The 20,496-nt window shown below is 30.2% G+C and carries 14 protein-coding genes; 3 read left to right on the top strand and 11 right to left on the bottom strand.

The features are described from left to right. Positions 1–27: 27 nt before the first annotated feature. The 9 genes from CRV03_RS00270 to CRV03_RS00230 all read right to left on the bottom strand — a co-directional run bounded on the left by CRV03_RS00270 (position 28) and on the right by CRV03_RS00230 (position 11,823). Positions 28–1,563: a hypothetical protein gene (locus CRV03_RS00270; protein ID WP_129083137.1), complete on the bottom strand. Its 1,536-nt coding sequence runs from the start codon at positions 1,561–1,563 to the stop codon at positions 28–30. Further along, the gene (locus CRV03_RS00265) at positions 1,554–2,129 is read right to left on the bottom strand and encodes a HyaD/HybD family hydrogenase maturation endopeptidase (protein WP_129083136.1); all 576 of its coding nucleotides are present in this window, start codon (positions 2,127–2,129) and stop codon (positions 1,554–1,556) included. Before CRV03_RS00265 ends, CRV03_RS00270 begins: the two co-directional genes overlap by 10 nt. Positions 2,130–2,248: 119 nt before the next feature. Continuing rightward, complete coding sequence (locus CRV03_RS00260) at positions 2,249–2,971, bottom strand: cytochrome b/b6 domain-containing protein (RefSeq protein WP_129083135.1); 723 nt, start codon at positions 2,969–2,971, stop codon at positions 2,249–2,251. A gap of 1 nt (position 2,972) precedes the next feature. Then, the gene (locus CRV03_RS00255; RefSeq protein ID WP_129083134.1) at positions 2,973–4,709 is read right to left on the bottom strand and encodes a nickel-dependent hydrogenase large subunit; all 1,737 of its coding nucleotides are present in this window, start codon (positions 4,707–4,709) and stop codon (positions 2,973–2,975) included. Between the two features lie 3 nt (positions 4,710–4,712). Beyond that, positions 4,713–5,951, bottom strand: coding sequence for a hydrogenase small subunit (locus CRV03_RS00250; protein ID WP_129083133.1), 1,239 nt, complete (start codon positions 5,949–5,951; stop codon positions 4,713–4,715). Between the two features lie 249 nt (positions 5,952–6,200). Beyond that, the gene (locus tag CRV03_RS00245) at positions 6,201–7,556 is read right to left on the bottom strand and encodes a nickel-dependent hydrogenase large subunit (RefSeq protein ID WP_129083132.1); all 1,356 of its coding nucleotides are present in this window, start codon (positions 7,554–7,556) and stop codon (positions 6,201–6,203) included. Then, positions 7,553–8,452, bottom strand: coding sequence for a Ni/Fe hydrogenase (locus tag CRV03_RS00240; protein ID WP_129083131.1), 900 nt, complete (start codon positions 8,450–8,452; stop codon positions 7,553–7,555). The genes CRV03_RS00245 and CRV03_RS00240 overlap by 4 nt, the downstream gene beginning before the upstream one ends. 68 nt (positions 8,453–8,520) lie before the next feature. After that, a complete protein-coding gene (locus CRV03_RS00235) occupies positions 8,521–9,111 on the bottom strand; it encodes a TetR/AcrR family transcriptional regulator (RefSeq protein WP_129083130.1) in 591 nt (196 codons plus the stop codon). Between the two features lie 135 nt (positions 9,112–9,246). Next, on the bottom strand, positions 9,247–11,823 hold the full coding sequence (locus CRV03_RS00230) for a bifunctional aconitate hydratase 2/2-methylisocitrate dehydratase (RefSeq protein WP_129083129.1): 2,577 nt from the start codon (positions 11,821–11,823) through the stop codon (positions 9,247–9,249). 340 nt (positions 11,824–12,163) lie between these two features. Between CRV03_RS00230 and CRV03_RS00225 the strand changes: the two genes are divergently transcribed. Continuing rightward, complete coding sequence (locus CRV03_RS00225) at positions 12,164–12,607, top strand: YiiD C-terminal domain-containing protein (protein WP_129083128.1); 444 nt, start codon at positions 12,164–12,166, stop codon at positions 12,605–12,607. Here the strand turns inward: CRV03_RS00225 and CRV03_RS00220 are convergent. Then, complete coding sequence (locus CRV03_RS00220) at positions 12,597–13,487, bottom strand: DMT family transporter (protein ID WP_129083127.1); 891 nt, start codon at positions 13,485–13,487, stop codon at positions 12,597–12,599. The genes CRV03_RS00225 and CRV03_RS00220 overlap by 11 nt on opposite strands. A gap of 93 nt (positions 13,488–13,580) precedes the next feature. Between CRV03_RS00220 and CRV03_RS00215 the strand changes: the two genes are divergently transcribed. Both CRV03_RS00215 and CRV03_RS00210 read left to right on the top strand, forming a co-directional pair. Further along, a complete protein-coding gene (locus CRV03_RS00215) occupies positions 13,581–14,327 on the top strand; it encodes a M48 family metallopeptidase (RefSeq protein ID WP_258238954.1) in 747 nt (248 codons plus the stop codon). A 76-nt stretch (positions 14,328–14,403) separates the two neighbouring features. Continuing rightward, complete coding sequence (locus CRV03_RS00210) at positions 14,404–19,707, top strand: ABC transporter substrate binding protein (protein ID WP_129083126.1); 5,304 nt, start codon at positions 14,404–14,406, stop codon at positions 19,705–19,707. Positions 19,708–19,729: 22 nt separating this feature from the next. Here the strand turns inward: CRV03_RS00210 and CRV03_RS00205 are convergent, their stop codons facing one another. Then, the gene (locus CRV03_RS00205; RefSeq protein ID WP_129083125.1) at positions 19,730–20,437 is read right to left on the bottom strand and encodes a YebC/PmpR family DNA-binding transcriptional regulator; all 708 of its coding nucleotides are present in this window, start codon (positions 20,435–20,437) and stop codon (positions 19,730–19,732) included. Positions 20,438–20,496: the final 59 nt, after the last annotated feature.

Genomic DNA, 20,496 nt, shown 5'->3' with positions numbered 1-20,496 from the left:
ACTTTGAGCCAATTTATTGTAAATTTTTTAGTAATCTAGAGGGTACTCTTTTGGAAGAAGAGCAGTGATAGTATTTAGTTTTTTCTTTAGTTTAGAAAGTAGAATTGAGTTTGCAAACATATCACCACAAAGGATAATATCTTTTGCATTAAAATCACTTTGGATTTCAGTCACATTATCTGCTATAAAATCACATAAAGACTCATAAAAAGAGTATGCAAGTAAAGTATCTTCTACTCCTGCTACTTTGTAACTCATTGTACTTTGAATAATTCTTCTATAATCTAAGTAGTTTTTGCCATCAATTTGCATAACTTTCATATCTATTTGAAGTCCACTTTTCCCACCAAACATTAAAGCTGTATCTTCAAACTGCTTATAGTCTTTCATTCCTAAACAGTAAGCTAACATATTTAAAATAGCTTCAAAACCATCTGCATCTGTATCTACAAACTCTTTTTCAAAATATTTTGGGAAACTTTTTTTATAATTATCTATTAGCCTACTTGTATTCTCATCAATACTTCTAATATCATCAAGACATTTTTCAATATCATTAACAACATTTGGAACTAATACAATATCTTTTTCACCATGTTCTGCACTATTTATTTTAATAGCCGATTCATCACTTGTATATGAAAAATATGCTCCAATTGTAGGAACTAATCTTTTATTAAACTGTGCAAGGCTAGCTTTAAAAACAGACCCATACTCATCAAAGTAGTCTTCATTTGAATTCACTCTTCTTTTTAAATCATAATCATACTTAGGGAAAAATCCCTTTTCACCATGGATTATAATATTTTGATCTTCACTATATGTAACTTTTAAACCATCTTGATAAACATCATCATTTACATAAAGTAAATAATCTATTCCTTTTTCTTTTAAAGCTTGTGAAAATAGTAAAGTCTCTTTGTCATCTGCAATTTTTGCATAGATAAATCTTGTATTTGAAAATTCACCCTTTGCATTTTGTAGAAGTTTAAACTTCAATTTTACAAGTGGTCTTTCAATAGAACATAATAGTTGTAAATCTTTTTGTGAAATATCAACAAGGTTTGAGATATTGTTTATATTTGTGATTAGAAGTTTTACTTCATAACCTTTTGATTCAAACTCTTCCCTTAATTTTGTAGATGGTAAAAACAGGTCTTTTAGTCCATTGTGAGTTTCAAACCTTGATACTCCACCAGACTTTATCTTTTCAATATCATTTGTAAAGTCAATATTATTTTCATTTATAGTTTTAGTAATCTCATCATTTGTAAGTAATGAAAGATTTAACTTTACATCTTGTTCTTCTAATTCAGTAAAGGCATCAAAATCAAAGTTTTCTACAACTTGTGCATTTGAAATAAATATTGATAAAGGTAGGTTTTCTTCAAGTACTTTAAAAAACTCTTCTATTTTTTCAGGTTCATCTTCACAAACCAAAAGAATAAAACCTCTGTACATTTTACATGTAGCTTTTACTTTTGAATCTTCTATTAAATCATCAATAATATGCTTAAAATAAAAGTTTGTTGTATTAAAATCTATTTTATAAACTAGTTCCATGTTGTATCTTCCTCGTTAGGAATTCTTGTTAAATGTTCACCATTATAACTTCCAATTAACTCTTGTGCAATAGTTTTCAAATCTTTATTGTCAACTTTTTCTACTTTTACACCAATATTCTCAATCTCTTGTATAGCTTGAGAAATAAATCCATCAAACTTCTCTTCTAAAGTAGACGTTAATCCTATTTCAACAGCTTCAATATCTTCAGGAATAATACCTAGAATAGTAACTGTAGCATGCTTATCTAAAACAGAACAAATCTCAAGCATTTCTACAATCTCTACTTCATGAGCTGTTTTTCTATACTGCCCCATTCCAAGTAAAACCTCAGAAGGAAGTCTATAAATAGAACCTGGCTCATCTTCTACTGAAACAGTATCTAAAATAATAACATTATCATACTCTTGAAAATATGTCATTAATTTAAATCCTAAAGTACCACCATCAATTATCTCTAAACTATCATCAAACTTATAATTTTGCTGTAAAAACTTTGAAGCATAAATACCTACTCCCTCGTCTTTAAACAGTACATTTCCAACCCCAACTACAATATTTTTCATAAAAAATCCTATTAAATTTAAAAACTCACAAAAATCAAAACTATTGATTTTAATAAATCTTCATAAAAAAAGGCTATGGCATTTTAGCCATAGCCCCTTGAAGTAAAAATAAAACTATCTTAGTCTTTTTTTTCTACTTCACTTTTTTCATTAACAATATTTTTGTTAACAAATTTAGTTCCACCAAATACAATATTGATGTCCCCTTCTCTCCAGAAGATTGTTCTCCATACTTGATAATAAATATGACACATAACCCACATAAGTATTAAATACATAGCTGTGTGGTGAGCAATTCTAACTCCCATATTTCCACCAAATACATCTAAAGTCCAATCTGTCGCAAAATGCAACATCCAAGGCCACCAAGCACCAATAGAACTATGTCCTGATGCTAAACCATGAACATACAGTTGAAGTCCTGTTAAAAGCATAAACACTAATAGAATATGAAAAAGAGTAAAAAACATAATGTTATATGAATCACTATGTGTTGAATCAAACTTTTTTCTTCTATTAAATGTAACTAAGTTAAAGAACACTTCACAAAACTCAATAAAGTTTTTCTTAGTAGGTAAAATCTTCTTATATGGCTTTTCAAACCTTGAGAAAAGATATAAATACCCAATTAAGATTGCTGTAACATCAAAGATAATTGCAGCAATGAAGTGCCCCCATCTATTCCATGCCATCACATATTTATCAACTGCTGGGTCAGCAATTAATGTTTGATAGTATGGGTATCCAATATATAGCCCGGTTGCAACCGCAACAATCATACAAATAGCATTCATCCAGTGAATGATTCGCATGATTGGGGTCATTCTTTCAACCCGCTTCATTTTAGGCACGGCATCCTCCTACAGGATCTACTTTATAAACTGCCAATTCTTTTCCATTTGTATCTACAATATGAACTGCACAAGCGATACAAGGGTCAAAACTATGTACTGTTCTAATAATTTCTAAAGGCTCATCAGGATTAACAACTTTAGTTCCTACTAAAGAAGCTTCATAAGCTCCTAATCTTCCTTTATAATCTTTTGGTGCTGCATTCCAAGTTGATGGTACAACGGCTTGATAGTTTACAACTTTTCCATCTTTGATTTTAACCCAGTGACCTAAACCACCTCTTGGAGCTTCTGCCATACCAAAACCTTGAGCATCTTTTGCAACTTTGTCAAAATCAAACTCAGTCCAAGTAGATAAATCACCACTTGCAACATTTGCAGCTAACTCATCACACCAGTTAATAACTTCTTCACACATTAACTCAGTTTCAATAGCACGTGCTGCTGTTCTACCTACAGTTGAGAAAAGAACTTTTGTTGGTAGGTTTCCATTTTTTAGGAACTTAGTTACATACTTAGTAATTCTTTCATCACCTTTTGCAACACCTACAACCATTCTTGCTAATGGTCCTACTTCCATTCTCTCATCATCATATAATGGTGATTTAATCCAAGAGTATTTGTTGTCAGTATCTAAATAAGCAATACCATCTTTTTTCTCTCTAAATCCAGTATACTTAGGATCTGTAACACCATCATATGGGTGTTTATTTGTTGTACCTTCATACCAAGCATGAGTTACATCTTCTGTAATTTTTGTTTGGTCTAATTCATATACTTTTGATAAGTCTTTGTTCATAACTACACCAGAAGGGAATAGTTTTGAAGCTTTATAGAATGGTAAATCATCTAAGTTAAAGTCACCATATGACATAAAGTTACCAAGACCTGCACCAACACCAGCAAGTGCTTCATCAGCATACATTGTTCCAGCCATATAAACATCTGGTAAATATGCTTGCTTAGTAAATTTAAGAGCTTTTTGAATGATATCTTTAAACTCTGCAACTCTTACAGGGTTTTTAATATCTTGAACACAAGTTACACCACCAACTACAATTGATTGTGGGTGTGGGTTTTTACCACCAAAAATAGCTTGAGCTTTTGCTACTTCTCTTTGTAACTCTAAAGCATCTAAATAGTGAGAAAGACCAATTAGGTTTTGCTCAGGAGTTAATTTATATGCTTTACTTCCCCAATATGCATTTCCAAAAATTCCAAGTCTACCTTGTTTTACATATTTTGTAACTCTTTCTTGAACTGCTGCATAGTTATCTTCACTTGCATTCCATGGTCTTTGACCTGAAAGTTTAGCCCACTTTTGTGCTTCTTCTACAGTTTTCTTTGGGTCTGCTTCTAAAGCTTTTGTAATATCTACCCAATCAAGAGCATGTAAGTGATAGAAGTGAACAATATGATCGTGAATATATAGTCCACCTTGCATAAGGTTTCTTACTAGTCTTGCATTTTTTGGAATAGTTACATCAAATGCATGTTCAACAGCTTCAATACTTCTTTGATAGTGAGTTCCTGTACATACACCACAAATTCTCATAGCTAAAAGACCACAGTCTCTAGGGTCTCTACCTTTTAAAATTTCTTCAATACCTCTAAACATCGTTGAAGAACTATAAGCTTCTTGAATAACATTGTTATCATCAATTACAGCTTCAATTCTAAGATGTCCTTCGATTCTTGTTATTGGATCTATTACTACGTGTTTACTCATTTATTATTCCTCATCTTCACTATGAACTGTTCTTTTTCCTGCAACTGCACTTGCAACTGCATGTACACCAATACCAATTGATGTTGCTGTTAATAATCCTAAACCAAACTCATCAACAGTTTTTTCTACTCCACCAGTTGGAGCTTTGATATTTGCATCAGCCATTGGTCTTTCATATGCATATTTATCCCAGAAGTCTGGCTCTGAACAACCAATACAACCACGTCCAACACCAATTGGCCAGTTTGCACCTTCGTTATATCTGATAATTGAACAGTTATTAAATGTCATAGGACCTTTACAACCAACCTTGTAAAGACACCAGTTATTCTCAGCACCAATATCACCCCACTCTTCTACAAATTCACCAGCATCAAAGTGTGCTCTTCTTTCACAGTTATCATGGATTCTATATCCAAATGCAAATTTAGGTCTTAATAAAGAGTCTAACTCAGGAACTTGACCTGTTAATACATAATGTAAAACTACACCAACCATATTTGCAGGATTTGCAGGACAGGCAGGAATATTAATAATTGGCTTACCTTTTACAATATCCATAACACCAACAGCACCTGTAGGGTTTGGAGCAGCAGCAGGAATACCACCAAATGTTGCACATGTACCAACAGCTACAACAGCAGCAGCATCTTTTGATAATCTTTTTAAGTTCTCTTCAAAAGTTTCACCAGCAGGTCCAATTGTTCCATATTGACCATTCATTGCTGTAGGAATAGAACCTTCGACAAATAGTAAATACTTACCCTTGAAAGTGTGAATTGCATCTTCTAACTGATGTTCAGCTTGATGACCAGATGCAGCTTGTAAAGTATGGTGGAATTCTAATGAAAGTACATCAAAAAGTAAATCATCTACTGTAGGTGTAGCTGATCTTAAAATAGCTTCAGAGTTACCAGCACAGTCTTGAAGCTCAATCCATACAACAGGAACTCTATTCATAAGTTCTGTTGCTTCGGCAACTAAAGGAGTAAACATAGGAGGTAACATAAGTGTTGCAGTTGTAGCACTTGCCCACTTCATAAAATCTCTTCTGTTTACACCTTCACTCTCTACAACCTCCATCATATCTACATCTTTAAGTGCAGGTTGTTTTCTTAATGCTTCTAATCTACTTTTTGCCTTTTCAAAAAGCGAATTATAATAAGCATCACCTTTATTCGTATCAATTCTAGCGGAATTTTGGGTAAAAACTTTTTTTACCATCTCTTGAGAATCAATCATCCCCTTCTCCTTTTTGCTTTTAAATGAATGTTCATTTATTATCATTCTAAAATTAACTATTTCTTACTTAATGTCAAATTATTAAAAATAGTTATTTTTATTACATTAGTAGCATGAGCATAGCATCGAGAAAATGAATGTTCATTTATAAGGGCAATTGAGAAAAGAAGGTTCTAAAAGCACATAAGAATTATAACGATTAAAGTTTTTTTTATTTTTTTCTAAGGTGTTTCAAAGTGAAACAAAAATTTAGTGTGTTGTACAAACCGAACAAACATCAAAACTTCGTAGAATTAATTTTGCTTTTTCTAATGAATCACTTCCTACTATTGCTTTTTGAGAAGTAGATAACTTCCCATCTACACCAGGTCCTAAGTTCCATACAGTAGGTGTTATTACATCATATTTTGAGATTTTACCATTTTCTATTTCTACATCGTGATATAAAGAACCTCGGCAAGCTTCTACAGAACCTTGTCCAACTCCATACTTAAAATCACTAAGGGAAACTTTTGGCTTAATATATGACTCTTCGTTTATATCTATTTGTTTTATTAATTGTTTTGTTTTATGAAGTAAAAAACCTAACTCATCCATACGAGCTAAAACTCTTGTAAACATTGAGTCTTTATAGTGTTTATGAACATCACTTACAAAGCTTCTATTTTGAACAACTGCTCTTGCTAGTGGTCCAGTTTCATAAAAGTTATTTGCATAAAGAGCAGTCTTTGACCAAGTATATGCTTCTTTTGAAACCTTTGATTTATCAATATCAAAACTATTTATACTTAGTTCTTCAATGTTTTCATAGTCAATATTTTTAATTAGCTTTCTATTGACTTTTCCTTTTTCAAAAGATAAAGAATCACCTAAAACTAATTGTCTATTATATGACTTACCAATCTTTTCAAATTCGTTTTCAAAGGAGATTGTTATAAAGTCTTTTAAATCACCCTTCACTTTATATAAATCTTCACTCTTCTTAAAATCAAGATAATTATCAAGTTCAATACCAACTAAACTATCTTCATAAAATCTAATAGCTTGGTCCATATAGTTTTGCATTGATACTAAATCTAATAAAGTTGGGTCAGAGATTACTCCACCTGGAATCATATAAGAAGTATGTGGCCACTGCCCTCCTATAATTGCTAAAGACTTAATAGTTTCACTAGCAACACTTGAAGATTCTAACCATTTCTTACCTTTTAAGGGTGAGTATTCATCTAAACTATTTTGCGAAAACTTAACAATATCAGGCATAATAAACATATAAAACCATTTTATATGAGAATCAATAATTTCTATATTTAAACCTATTTCTCTAAGAAGTTTTGCTTTATTTGTTAAAGTTAATTCTTCATTATGATTTTTATAGATATTTTCTAATGCTTCAACCGTAGCTTTTAAGTGGGCTTGTCCACAAATTCCACAAATCCTAGGGGTATAAACTAAAGCATCTAAAATAGGCTTATCTTTTAGTATAAACTCAAAACCTCTAAAATTTAAAAACTGTATTTTTACATCTGATATTTTTTTCTTATCCCATTGGCAAACTAATTTAGCTTCACCCTCTATTCTTTCTACTATATCTACAGTTTTCATTTAATTATCTTTTCATTTAATCTATCTATCTTGAAAGTTTTTGCAACACCAGCTAAAGAAAGGTATGCTCTTTTACTAACTCCTAATGGCACTTCATCGGGAATACCTATGTTCTTTTTTGTTTCAAGCATATTATTTCGTGGAAAATCAAACTCAGTACAACCAATACATGGCATTCCTGCCCTTGTTTTTGTATTTACATCATTCCATAATATTTTATTACAGTTTGAGTGAGTCATAGGACCTCGACACCCTTGTCCATAAAAAAGACACCCTTCTTTTAATCCAAAAGATTTTGCTTCTACTTTCCACTCAAAATACTCATTTCTAGTACATCCATGGTGGGCTAAATAAGAGTAAATCTCTTTAGGTCTTCCTTTTTCATCTAAAGGCATTTGTTTATACTCTTTTAAAGAAAATAGTGTTTGAAGTATCCATTCAGGATGAACAGGACAACCTGTAAGATTTACAATAGGATGAACTAAAGATGAAATATCTTTTTTATCTAAAGCTTCTTCTAAACCAAAGATATCACTATTTTGCTCAAACTTTTTATGAACTCCTCCATAAGAAGCACAAGAGCCAACAGCAATTAAATATTTTGATTTTAAAACAAGCTTTTTAAGAACTTCACTTGTAGTTTGGTCTGATATTTGAAAGAACTCTTTATTTGAAGTGATTGCACCTTCAACTAGTAAAAAGTCAATCTCTTCTTCTTTTTCTAGTAAGTCATCAAGTAAAATATCAGTAGTTAAAGAAGGATGGTAAACTAAATCAAAACTATCTAGAAATAGTTTTAGTCTATTTGCATTTGCACTAAGAAGTGAGTGAGTATTTCCATTACAAGTTATCGCTTGAAGCCAAACAATTTTGGGTTTTTTAATTTTACTATTCATTGCTAGAAAACTACTCCCTAAAAACAAAGATAGTTTTTATATAAACTATCTTCTTTTAATTAATTTTATTAATCTTCATACTTTAAAGCTCTGTAGATATTTTCAGCAACATCATCAGAGTAAGTTGAAATATCTTTCTCTAAAACCTTTTCTCCTGCAAGAAAAGCAAAGCCACCTAAAGCTCCCATAATCATAGCAAAAGCTGGGAAAAAGTCTTGCTGTCTAAACTCATTTTTAGCAGCTCCCTCATCAAGTAAAATCATAACCTCTGTTACAAATTCACTTACACATAAAAAACCTTCACAATCTTTGTTAAAAACTTCTCTATTTGATAAGTAAACTCTTAAAAAATATTCAATTACTTCTGGTGACTTTTGAACATTTTCTAAATATTTTCTTGTAAATAGAAATACTTTATCTTTAGATGAAGTTTCCATTTGATTAATTTCTCTTAAATCATTTGCTAGGATATTAGTTGAGTATTTAATAGCAAACTTTGCTAACTCTTCTTTTGATTTAAAATAGTTATACATATTTCCAACACTCATACTCATAGCTTTTGCTATATCAGGAATTGTTGTATTATAAAAACCTTTTTTAGAGAACAGTAGTAAAGATTTTTCAATAATTGAATTTTTCTTTTCTTCTTTTAAAGACACATTGTTCCTTAGTTTAAATTTTTGTTATTTTGATTATATTATTAAATTGGTTAATAGTAAATGAATGTTCATAAAGTAAATTAAAAAGAAAAAAAGGTAAAGAGAAAACTCTTTACCTTTTGAAGTGTAAGTATACTATCTAGAAGTAACTAATGTAGTTAAATGCTCTTTAGATACTTGGTTGAAGTTTAAGTATTTATAAACTCCATCTTTGTTTTGCTCAGTAATTTTCTTAGGTACGATTTCCATGTACTCTTCTTTAGATGGAAGTCTTCCAAGAAGTGCTGTAACTGCTGCAACTTCTGCAGATCCTAAATAAACTTGAGAACCTTTACCAAGTCTGTTATCGAAGTTTCTTGTAGATGTAGAGAATACTGCTGCACCTTCAGATACTTGTGCTTGGTTACCCATACATAAAGAACATCCTGGAATCTCTAATCTAGCACCTGCTGCTGCAAATGTAGCATAGTAACCCTCTTCAGTTAATTGAGCTTCATCCATTTTTGTTGGAGGAGCAACCCATAATTTAGTAGGAACTTCACCCTCACCTTTAAGAACTTCACCAAGTGCTCTAAATAATCCGATGTTAGTCATACAAGAACCAACGAATACTTCATCAATTTTGTGAATTCTATTGTCATCAGCTAAGATGTTTGTTAAAGTATCAACGTCATCTGGATCATTTGGACAAGCTAAGATTGGCTCAGTGATTTCATTTAAATCAATTTCAATTACTGCTGCATATTCTGCATCTGCATCTGGAGTTAATAACTCAGGATTTTTTAACCACTCTTTCATTTTGTCAGCTCTTCTTTGAAGAGTTCTAGAATCTTCATAACCTTCTTCAATCATTTTTTCAATTAAAGCAATGTTAGAGTTTAAGTACTCAATAATTGGTTCTTTATCTAATTGTACAGAACAAGCTGCTGCTGATCTCTCTGCTGCTGAATCTGATAATTCGAATGCTTGCTCAACTTTAAGCTCTGGTAATCCAGCAATCTCAATAATTTTACCAGCAAAGATATTTTTCTTACCTTTTTTCTCAACAGTTAATAAACCATCTTGAATAGCTTGGTATGGAATAGCATTTACTAAGTCTCTTAAAGTAATTCCTGGTTGCATTTCACCTTTGAATTTAACTAATACAGACTCTGGCATAGTTAATGGCATCATACCAGTAACACCTGCGAATGCAATAAGACCAGAACCAGCTGGGAATGAAATACCAATTGGGAATCTAGTATGAGAATCTCCACCAGTACCTACTGTATCTGGTAAACATAATCTATTTAACCAAGAGTGAATAACACCGTCACCTGGCTTAAGTGTAACACCACCTCTTGAGTTGATGAAATCTGGTAAAGTATGTCTTAATTTAATATCTGCTGGCTTTGGATAAGCTGCAGTGTGACAGAATGATTGCATAACCATATCAGCACCAAAAGATAATGCTGCAAGCTCTTTAATCTCATCTCTTGTCATTGGTCCAGTTGTATCTTGAGATCCAACAGTTGTAGCGATTGGCTCAACGTACATACCTGGTCTAACACCTTCAATACCACAAGCTCTACCAACCATTTTTTGTGCTTGAGAGAAACCTTTTCCAGAATCAGCTGGTTGCTCAGGAGCTAAGAACATATCTGATGCACCTAATCCTAATACTTCTCTAGCTTTGGCAGTTAAACCTTTACCAATAATTAAAGGAATTCTACCACCTGCTCTCATTTCGTCAGTCATTGTGTTTGGAGCTAATTTGAATTCAGAAACTACTTCACCATTTTTAGTGATTTGTCCTGCGTATGGCTTAACAACAATTTCATCACCAGTTTCTAAGTTATCAACTGGAGCTTCAATTGGTAAACATCCTGAATCTTCTGCAGTATTGAAGAAAATTGGAGCAATAATAGAACCAATTACAACACCACCTGTTCTTTTATTTGGAACACCTGGAATATCTCTACCCATGTGCCATTGAACAGAGTTAATACCTGATTTTCTTGAAGAACCAGTACCAACAACATCACCAACGTATGCTAATGGGTTACCTTTTTGTCTTAATTCTTCCATTTTTTCTAATGGTTTTTCCATTCTTGATTGTAACATTGCAGTTGCGTGTAATGGAATATCAGGTCTTGTAAATGCAACAGTTGCAGGAGATAAATCATCTGTATTTGTTTCACCTGGAATTTTGTAAACAGTTAATTTGATTTCTTCTTCTAATGCTGGTTTATTAGTGAACCACTCAGCGTTTGCCCATGACTCAATAACTTCTTTTGCTTTAGCATTTCCAGCATCCATTAAATCTTTTACATCATTAAATGCATCATATACTAAAATAGTGTTTTTTAGTTGAGTAGCAGCAATCTCTGCAACTTCTTCAACTTTAAGAGCTTCAATAAGTGGAGTAACATTGAACCCACCCATCATTGTTCCTAAAATCTCAACAGCTTCAGTCTTAGAAATAACAGAACATGTAACATTTCCTTGTACAATATCATTTAAAAATGCAGCTTTAACATATGCAGCATCATCAACACCTGGGTTAATTTTATTTTTAAATAATTCTAAGCAATACTCTGCTTCTTCTACTGGATTAGCTTTTAATAATTCAACTAATTCTGCAGTTTGTTCAGCAGTTAATGCTAATGGTGGTAATCCACCTTCATTTAATCTTTCTTCAGTATGCGCTTTATAAGTAGCTAATAAACTCATATAGATCTCCTAATAAATTTGTAGCACTAGTATAGCATAATGTTTATTTCCTTTGATGTACAATTTCTGCTAACTATTCTACAATTTTTTATTCTTAGAAAAAAAGTTACAAAAAGTAATAAAAAAGACACTAAAATGGCTATTTTATTGATAATTCAAATAGCATTGAAACTATAACTTCAAATAAAAAAGCGTTAAAATGCTAATCTATGCTAATTTAAGGTACATTGATGTACAATTATTGTACATATAGTTTTCAATATATAGATATTTAATAAGACTTAAATAATCACAATAATATATAATTTTAATAAATTTTATTTATACATAAAGGACTAAATTGCTTAAAAAATTAAAAGAAAAACTTCACAAAGAGATTCCACTTACAAAATATATGCAAATAAATCCAAAAGAGATAAAAGAGAACAAACTAATTACAACAGCACCAATAGAACCAAATATCAATGATAAACAAACAGGTTTTGCAGGAAGTTTAAGTACTCTTGTTACCATTTCAGCTTGGAGTGCTTGTTATTTACTTGTAGAAGAAGAATTAGGGTTTAAAAACACAATGATTGCAGTAATTAAAAGTGATACCTCATATAGAGCTCCTGTAACAAAAGAGTTATATTGTGAAACTACTCTTCCAAGCAAAGAAGAGATAGAAAGATTAAAACAAAAACTTGATTCTAAAGGAAGTGGTTCTTTAAGAATCAAGTCACAAATTATAGAAGATGAAAAAGTATGTGTTGATTTTGAAGGTATTTATGTAATCAAGATTTAAAAATATAGTTTGTAATAAGTTTTAAATACTGCTTTGAACTAACTATTGAACCTAATACAATCAAGATACAAGCTAAAGCTATAGTTGTTGTCATACTTGAAATTCCAACTGCTACTAAAATAAGAGTTGACAGCAACGGAGCTAAATAAGCAAGGGAACCTAAAATCTTAATATCACCATTTTTTAAAGCAAAGTCCCATAAATAAAACGCTCCTCCAACAGGACCAAGACCTAACATAATTGCTGAAATAATCTCAACAAAACTTGGAAGATAAACTTGCTCAAAAATTAAATGTGAAATAAAAGAAAATAAAGCAGTCAAAAGACAAAAGCCAGTAACTGCAAAAGTTGGCACGTGGGTTAATGTTTTTGAAATTACAGAATAACTTGACCATAGAAGTGCTGCAATTAAGGCAAAGCTATAACCTAAAGTATATTTTGAATCAAACTCTAAACTTCCATCTTTTAGTACTAATAAAAAAGCTCCACTAAGAGCTAAGATTGTTCCTACTATATGGAACCATTTTAACTTTTCATTTGGTAAAAAAGCTGAAAAAACAACAATCAATAAAGGCCATAAATAGTTAATTAGATTTGCTTCAACTGCTGGTGCATTTTTAATTGCTAAAAAATAAAAAAAGTGATAACCAAATAATCCTATAACCCCTATAAAATAAGCTTTTAAAGGAACTTTAAATAACTCACTTATTGCTCTTTTTTGTTTTTTTAACATTAATAAACCAATTATTGAAGCCACAGAAAAAGAGATTGTTAATAATAAAAATGCAGGTATTTTTCCTGAATAAACTGTAAAAAGTGCAAGGGATGACCATAAAAGAATGGTTATAAGACCTAAGATATTTCCTTTTGTATTATCCATTTAATAAATATCTCCTAAATAAAAAAAAGATTTTACTCTAATTTTCTTAAAATAATTTTCTTTTTGATAAAATTAGAAACTAAAGGAGATAACGTGAAAATCAGACAAATACTTTCAATACTTTTCCTAGCAATATTAATTGCTGGTTGTACTCATAAAACACCATATACAAATAGAAGTCAAATGATTTTGATTTCAGATGAAAAAGAGTTAGCGCTAGGAGAACAAAGTTATGAAAAGACTTTAAAAGAATCAAAGGTTATAACAAATACAAGAGAGTCTTTAAAAGTAAAAGAGATTGGGAAAAGAATAGCAAAGGTTGCAAATACAAATTATAAATGGGAATTTAACCTTATAGAAAACAAAGCAAAAAATGCCTTTTGTCTTCCAGGTGGAAAAGTTGTAGTTTATACAGGTATTTTAGAAGTTGCAAAAAATGACGACCAACTTGCAACGGTAATCTCTCACGAAATTGCCCATGCTTTAGCTAGACATGGGGCCGAAAGAATAAGTACAAGTATGATTTCACAAGGAATCCAAATATTAGGAAATATAGCAATTTCAACTCAAGCCCCAGAATATACAAAGACTTTTAATATTGCATATGGTCTTGGCTCACAATATGGAGTTTTAATGCCATATGGAAGAATGCAAGAGAGTGAAGCAGATGAAATAGGTATTTATCTTATGCATAAAGCAGGTTATGATTTAAATGAAGCCATCAAGTTTTGGGAAAATATGAGTGAAGGGAAAGAAGAGAATATTGAGTTTTTATCTACTCACCCAAATTCACAAAACAGAATCAAAAGTATCAAGAATATAATAAAAAAATTAAATTAAAAACTACTTATTTTTCATTAAGGTTTAAGAAAGAGTTAATTGTTTAAACTAGTAAATCTAAGTATAAAGATTTACTATGAAAACACTAATTAAAATATTTACGGTTTTTCTACTACTGACATCTTTCTTAAATGCTCAAGACAATAATTATAAAAATCTATCCATAGATAACAATATAGTTCTATTTTCAACTTCTATTGAAGATGAACTTTGGAGTTTAAACTATGAAAATCTTAAAAAAAATATTGAAAACTACTTAAATACAACCCAGATAGAAGCTGTTGTTATCTATGATTCAGATCTTGATAAATATATTATGAGTGCATATGAAGAGAAAGAGAAGATTACTTTTTTTCAGAATAATGAACTTCCTTCTAAATTTAAAAATCAAAAGAAATACAGCTCTAAAAATAAATCTATATTTTATCAAGGTAAAAATATTGGTAAAGTATTTGTTTACTACAAAAAAAATAGATTTAATAATCTAAACCTAAATGAAGAAGAGATTGCTTGGTTAGAGAAGCATAATACAATAAGAGTTCATGCCGAAGAAAAATGGGCTCCCTTTAATTTCATTGAAGGAAATGAAGTAAAAGGTTATTCCAATGATTATATTAGGTTAATTGCAAAAAAACTAGGACTAAAAATTGAGTTTATAAAAGGTCATACTTGGGATGAATATATAAATCTATTAAAAGATAAAAAAATAGACATAATCTCAAATATGGTAAAAACAAAAGAGAGAGAAGAGTTTGCTATCTTTTCAGAAAAAAACATTCATAGTATTTCTCCTTCAATCTACTCAAATAAAATTGACCTAACTTTTAAAAATGTTAAAGACTTAGAAGGTTATAAAGTTGCTTTAGTAAAAGGTTTCTGGTTTGAAGATGTAATCAAAAAAAACTATCCTAAAATTGATTTGATTACAGTAAATAATTCACAAGATGCAGTAAACCTTGTTTCAAATGAAACAGTTGATGCAATAATCGATTTAGCTCCAGTAATACAAAACTTAATTACAAAATATGCAATTAACAATGTCTATTTTCATGGTGTAACTAACTTTGAAGACTCTATTAACTATTATGACAAAATTGGTATCAGGAAAGATTGGCCTATTTTTAAATCAATCATTGATAAAACCATCAACTCTTTTACTTATCAAGAAAGATTAAAACTAAATAGAACTTGGCTAGTAAATAAAGTATTTAACAATACAAGCTCACAAATAAATAGATTAACACTGACAGAACAGATTTTAAAAAATAGTGGATTTAAACCAGTTATTTATAATAAAACAAAAAAAGTCTTAATCCTACACTCTTATCATCAAGGGTACAAATGGACAGATGATATTACAGCAGGAATAAAATCACTATTCCCTAAAAAAAGCAATGTTGCATTAACAATTGAATATATGGATACAAAAAGAAGATTTGATGAAACATATCTTGAAATCTTAAAGAAAAGTTATCTTTATAGATACTCAAAAGAGAAGTTTGATTTAATCATTGCATCAGATAACAATGCCTTTGACTTTTTAATAGAGAATAGAAATCTAATTTTTGGAAATACTCCTGTAGCCTTTTTAGGAGTTAATAACTTCAAAGAGAGTCAACTAAAAGGAATGAAAAATATAACAGGAATTGAAGAAAAAGCTGATTTTGAATCCACTTTAAAACTTATTCCTTTAATACAAGGGGATATTAAAAACCTTTTAGTTGTGTTAGATAATACAAAAACAGCACAACTAATAAATAAAAGAATTGAGAAAATCAAAAATAAATACACTGATATAAATTTTATTGATACAAGAAATTTAAGTATTGATGAACTTTTAGTAAAAGTAAAAGACCTTCCTTCTGATAGTGCCATTTTATATTTATCTTTCTTTAGGGATAAAAACAATAAATATTTTAATACAAATGAAGTAATAAAATCTATTTCAAGAATCAGCACTGTACCTATTTATGGAGTGTGGGCTTTTTTATTAGGAGATGGAATTATTGGTGGAAAACTACTTAGTGGATATAGCCAAGGTTTAGAAGTTGCAAACTTAGCAAACAGTATTCTTCAAGGCAAAAGTGCAAATGATATTAATGTAAGTAAAGAGTCTACCTCAACATATATTTTTGATGAAATCTTATTAGATAAGTTTGATATTGATAAAACAAAACTTCCAGAAAATAGTATTATTATCAATGAGCAAAATAATAGAGTTGAATCTAAGATCACCCTTACTAAAAAAGAGCAGTTCTTCTTAAAAAACCATCCTGTTATAAAAGTTAGCAATGAGTTAGACTGGGCTCCATTTGATTTTGCAATTGGAAATCAACCCCATGGCTACTTTATTGATTTACTTCAATTAATTTCTAAAAAAACAGGATTAGAGTTAGAGTTTGTAAATGGTTTCACATGGACTGAGTTAATGGATAAGTTTGAAAACAAAGAGATTGACTTAGTTCACCCTGTTGGAATAATAGAAGAGAGAAAGCAAAAATGGATTTTTTCAGAAGCAGCATTTTCATATAAACCCGCATATGCAACAAAAAAAACAGCAGATGAGATTAGTAATATTTCCTCATTAGAAAATAAAACAATAGCTGTAGGAAGAGGATATGCATATGAGAAATATTTAAGAAAAAACCATCCAGACCTAAAACTAAGATTAGTTGATTCTACACTAGAAGGATTAAAACTAGTATCTAAAGGAGAAGTTTATGCATTTATTGACCCTGAACCTGTACTAAAATATATGATTAAAAAACACTTTTTTTCTGATTTAAAAGTGTCTGGTTGGTTCCATGAATACAACAATAAAGAGACAAGTAAACTACACTTTATGTCACACAAAAATAAGCCTGAACTAATAAGTATCATAAATAAAGGTTTATTAACACTAACTCCTGGTGAATTATCAGTGTTAGAAAACAAATGGTTTGGCTCTGAGACAACAAAAGAAGAAGAAAAAATTGAACTATCAAGAGAAGAGTTAAGATTCCTACAAAATAAAAAAGTTATTAGAATGTGTGCTCTTCCTGATGCACTTCCTTATGAAGCAATAAGCGAAGAAGGGAAACATATAGGTATAGCAGAAGACATGATTCAAATTATGGAATCAAAGATTGGTATAAAAATACTACTTGAACCAACACAAACTTGGGCACAATCCCATGAATATATAAAACAAGGTCGATGTGATATTTTACCTATTGTACAAAACCTACCAAGTAGAAGAGAATATCTTGATTTCACAAAACCATATATAAAACAAACAACTGTAATTGCAACAAGAAACGAAGAGATTTTTGTAACTGACTTAGATGAAGTAAAAGATAAAAAAGTAGCTATTGTAAAAAAATATGCTCACTCTAATTTAATAAAAAGAGCTTATCCTGAACTAAATATTGTGGGAGTTGCTAATATAAAAGAAGGACTAGAAAAAGTTAGAAGTAAAGAAGTCTATGGTTATATTGATGCACTAGGAAGTATTAGTTATGAACTACAAGAGCAAGGAAACTATGAGATAAAAATTGCAGGTAAAGTAGGTTTTGATTTAGAGCTTTCTATAGGGACAAGAAAAGATGAACCTCTTTTAAATACTATTTTTACAAAAGCAATAAATGCAGTTACTCAAAAAGAGATAAAAGAGATTTATGATAAATGGATTACAGTAAGATTTGAAGATAAGATTGATTATAACCTTATATATAAAATAATTGCTATTTCTCTTTTAATTTTAATACCAATTGTATTTTGGAATAGAAAACTAAAAGCAGAGATTAGTAAAAGAAAAGAAGTTGAGATTGAGCTAATCAATGCAAGACAAAAAGCATTAAATGCAAGTAAAGCAAAAAGTGATTTCTTAGCAAATATGAGTCATGAAATAAGAACTCCAATGAATGGAATAATAGGAATGACAACCCTTGCTATAAAAAATATAGATATAGATAAAGACAAAGCAAAGGACTATATTAAAAAGTCACAAACCTCTGCAAATATTCTTTTAAAAATCATAAATGATATTTTAGACTTTTCTAAAATTGAAGCAGGAAAACTAGAAATCAATTATGAGACGATAAGTCTAAGGGAATCAGTAAGTGCTATAAATGATATCTTTAGTCATATGATTGAAGAAAAAGAGCTTGAGTTTATAATAGAACAAGATGAGCTTATACCTGAGTTTATATTAGGAGATAAGTTAAGACTATTTCAAATTCTAACTAATCTTATTAGTAATGCTGTTAAATTTACCCAAAAAGGTTATATCAAAGTAAAAATAGAATTTTTATCAAAAGATAATGATGATATCAAGCTTAGATTCTCTGTTATAGATACTGGAAAAGGTATTGCTAAGAAAAATCAAGAAAAACTATTTAAATCATTTTCTCAAGAAGATAGCTCTATTTCAAAAGAGTATGGAGGAACAGGACTAGGACTTGCAATATCTAAAAAACTTGTGGAGCTTATGAATGGAGAAATTGGCTTTAAAAGTAAAAAAAATGAAGGAAGTAGCTTCTTCTTTACTATCTCAACAAAGATAGTTAAAAATATAAAAGAGAAAGAGTCACTAGAAAAAGAGAACTCTCTAGAACAAAATATACTTTATGATGCAAATATTCTACTTGTAGAAGATAATGACATTAACCAAGAATTAGCTCAAACACTGTTAAGTGACTTTGTAAAAAATATTGAAATTGCAGCAAATGGTTTAGAAGCAATAGAAAAACTAAAAGAGCATAATAGTGATTACTATAGTCTAATTTTAATGGATATTCATATGCCAATAATGGATGGATATACTGCAACTAAAAAAATCAAAGCAGATGACAACTATAAAAATCTTCCTATTATTGCAATGACTGCAAATGCACTTACAGATGATATAAATAAAGCATTTGAATATGGAATGATTGATCATATTGCTAAACCAATTGATATAAAAGAGCTTAAAGCAAAAGTTACAAAAGTTTTATCTGGAAAAGAGCTTATACAAAAAGAAGTAAGTGAAATATCAACAAAAACAAAAGAAGATAATTTATATTTTGATGCACAAAGTGCTATAGATAGAATGTTAGGTAGAGAAGACTTATATAAAAACCTTCTTATTAACTTTAGAGAAAGTAAAAAGAACTATCTTTCAAATATAAAAGCATTTAAACAAAGAGATGATATTGAAAATTTAACTTCAGAGATTCATACACTAAAAGGTTTATCTAAAACATTAGGAGCTGAAAAGTTTGGAGACTTCTTAATTGATTGTGAAAAAGAGATAAAAGAGAAAGAAAAATTAAGTGATGAAAATCTAGAAAAAATAATTACGGGATTAGAAAAAGTTGTAAATGAGTGTAATAATTGGCTTAAATCAAATAGAGTTTAAGTACCTAAAAGGTACTTAAATTTTATTCCATGTTTGTAAAGATTGCTTGAACGTCATCATCTTCTTCAAGTTTTTCTAATAACTTTCCAATCTCTTCTTGTTGTTCTTCTGTAAACTCTTGTGGATTATTTGAGATTCTTTTTAACTCAGCTTTTTTAAGCTCAAGTCCAAGCTCTTCAAATTTTGTATTCATATTACCAAAGTCAGTATAGTCTGCAAGTGCTATACATAAACCATCTTCTTCTTCAAGTTCTTCTAATCCTGCATCAATAAGTTCTAATTCTAACTCTTCTAAATCCATATCTGGTTTATCAAACTCAAAAATAGCTTTTCTATCAAACATAAACTCTAAAGAACCAGTTGGAACAACTTGACCACCATTTTTGTTAAAGTGCATTTTTACATTTGCAACAGTTCTAGTATTGTTATCAGTTGCACACTCTACAAATACTAATACTCCATGAGGACCTTTTCCTTCAAAGTTAACATCAGTATAGTTTTTTGCATCTTTTCCTGTTGCTCTTTTAATAGCCGCTTCAATGTTTGCTTTTGGTAAGTTTTGTGCTTTAGCATTAAGAATAGCTGTTCTTAAAACTGGGTTCATTTCAGGATCACCACCTCCAGCTTTTGCTGCAATTTCGATTGCTTTTGCTAGTTTTGGGAAAACTCTTGACATATTTCCCCATCTTTTCATTTTTGCTGCTTTTCGATATTCAAAGGCTCTACCCATAAAAACTCCATAAACTTTAATTTTTGCGTAGTATACCCTTTTTGATATAATAGCTTTAT

Origin of the sequence: Arcobacter sp. F155 (assembly GCF_004116455.1) — a bacterium.
GTDB lineage: Bacteria > Campylobacterota > Campylobacteria > Campylobacterales > Arcobacteraceae > Halarcobacter.
This window is presented reverse-complemented; position numbering and strand designations above follow the sequence as displayed.

Coding starts and splice junctions, on each gene's coding strand:
- CRV03_RS00270 (WP_129083137.1), bottom strand. CDS start 1,563: ATGGAACTAGTTTATAAAATAGATTTTAATACAACAAACTTTTATTTT.
- CRV03_RS00265 (WP_129083136.1), bottom strand. CDS start 2,129: ATGAAAAATATTGTAGTTGGGGTTGGAAATGTACTGTTTAAAGACGAG.
- CRV03_RS00260 (WP_129083135.1), bottom strand. CDS start 2,971: ATGAAGCGGGTTGAAAGAATGACCCCAATCATGCGAATCATTCACTGG.
- CRV03_RS00255 (WP_129083134.1), bottom strand. CDS start 4,709: ATGAGTAAACACGTAGTAATAGATCCAATAACAAGAATCGAAGGACAT.
- CRV03_RS00250 (WP_129083133.1), bottom strand. CDS start 5,951: ATGATTGATTCTCAAGAGATGGTAAAAAAAGTTTTTACCCAAAATTCC.
- CRV03_RS00245 (WP_129083132.1), bottom strand. CDS start 7,556: ATGAAAACTGTAGATATAGTAGAAAGAATAGAGGGTGAAGCTAAATTA.
- CRV03_RS00240 (WP_129083131.1), bottom strand. CDS start 8,452: ATGAATAGTAAAATTAAAAAACCCAAAATTGTTTGGCTTCAAGCGATA.
- CRV03_RS00230 (WP_129083129.1), bottom strand. CDS start 11,823: ATGAGTTTATTAGCTACTTATAAAGCGCATACTGAAGAAAGATTAAAT.
- CRV03_RS00220 (WP_129083127.1), bottom strand. CDS start 13,487: ATGGATAATACAAAAGGAAATATCTTAGGTCTTATAACCATTCTTTTA.
- CRV03_RS00210 (WP_129083126.1), top strand. CDS start 14,404: ATGAAAACACTAATTAAAATATTTACGGTTTTTCTACTACTGACATCT.
- CRV03_RS00205 (WP_129083125.1), bottom strand. CDS start 20,437: ATGGGTAGAGCCTTTGAATATCGAAAAGCAGCAAAAATGAAAAGATGG.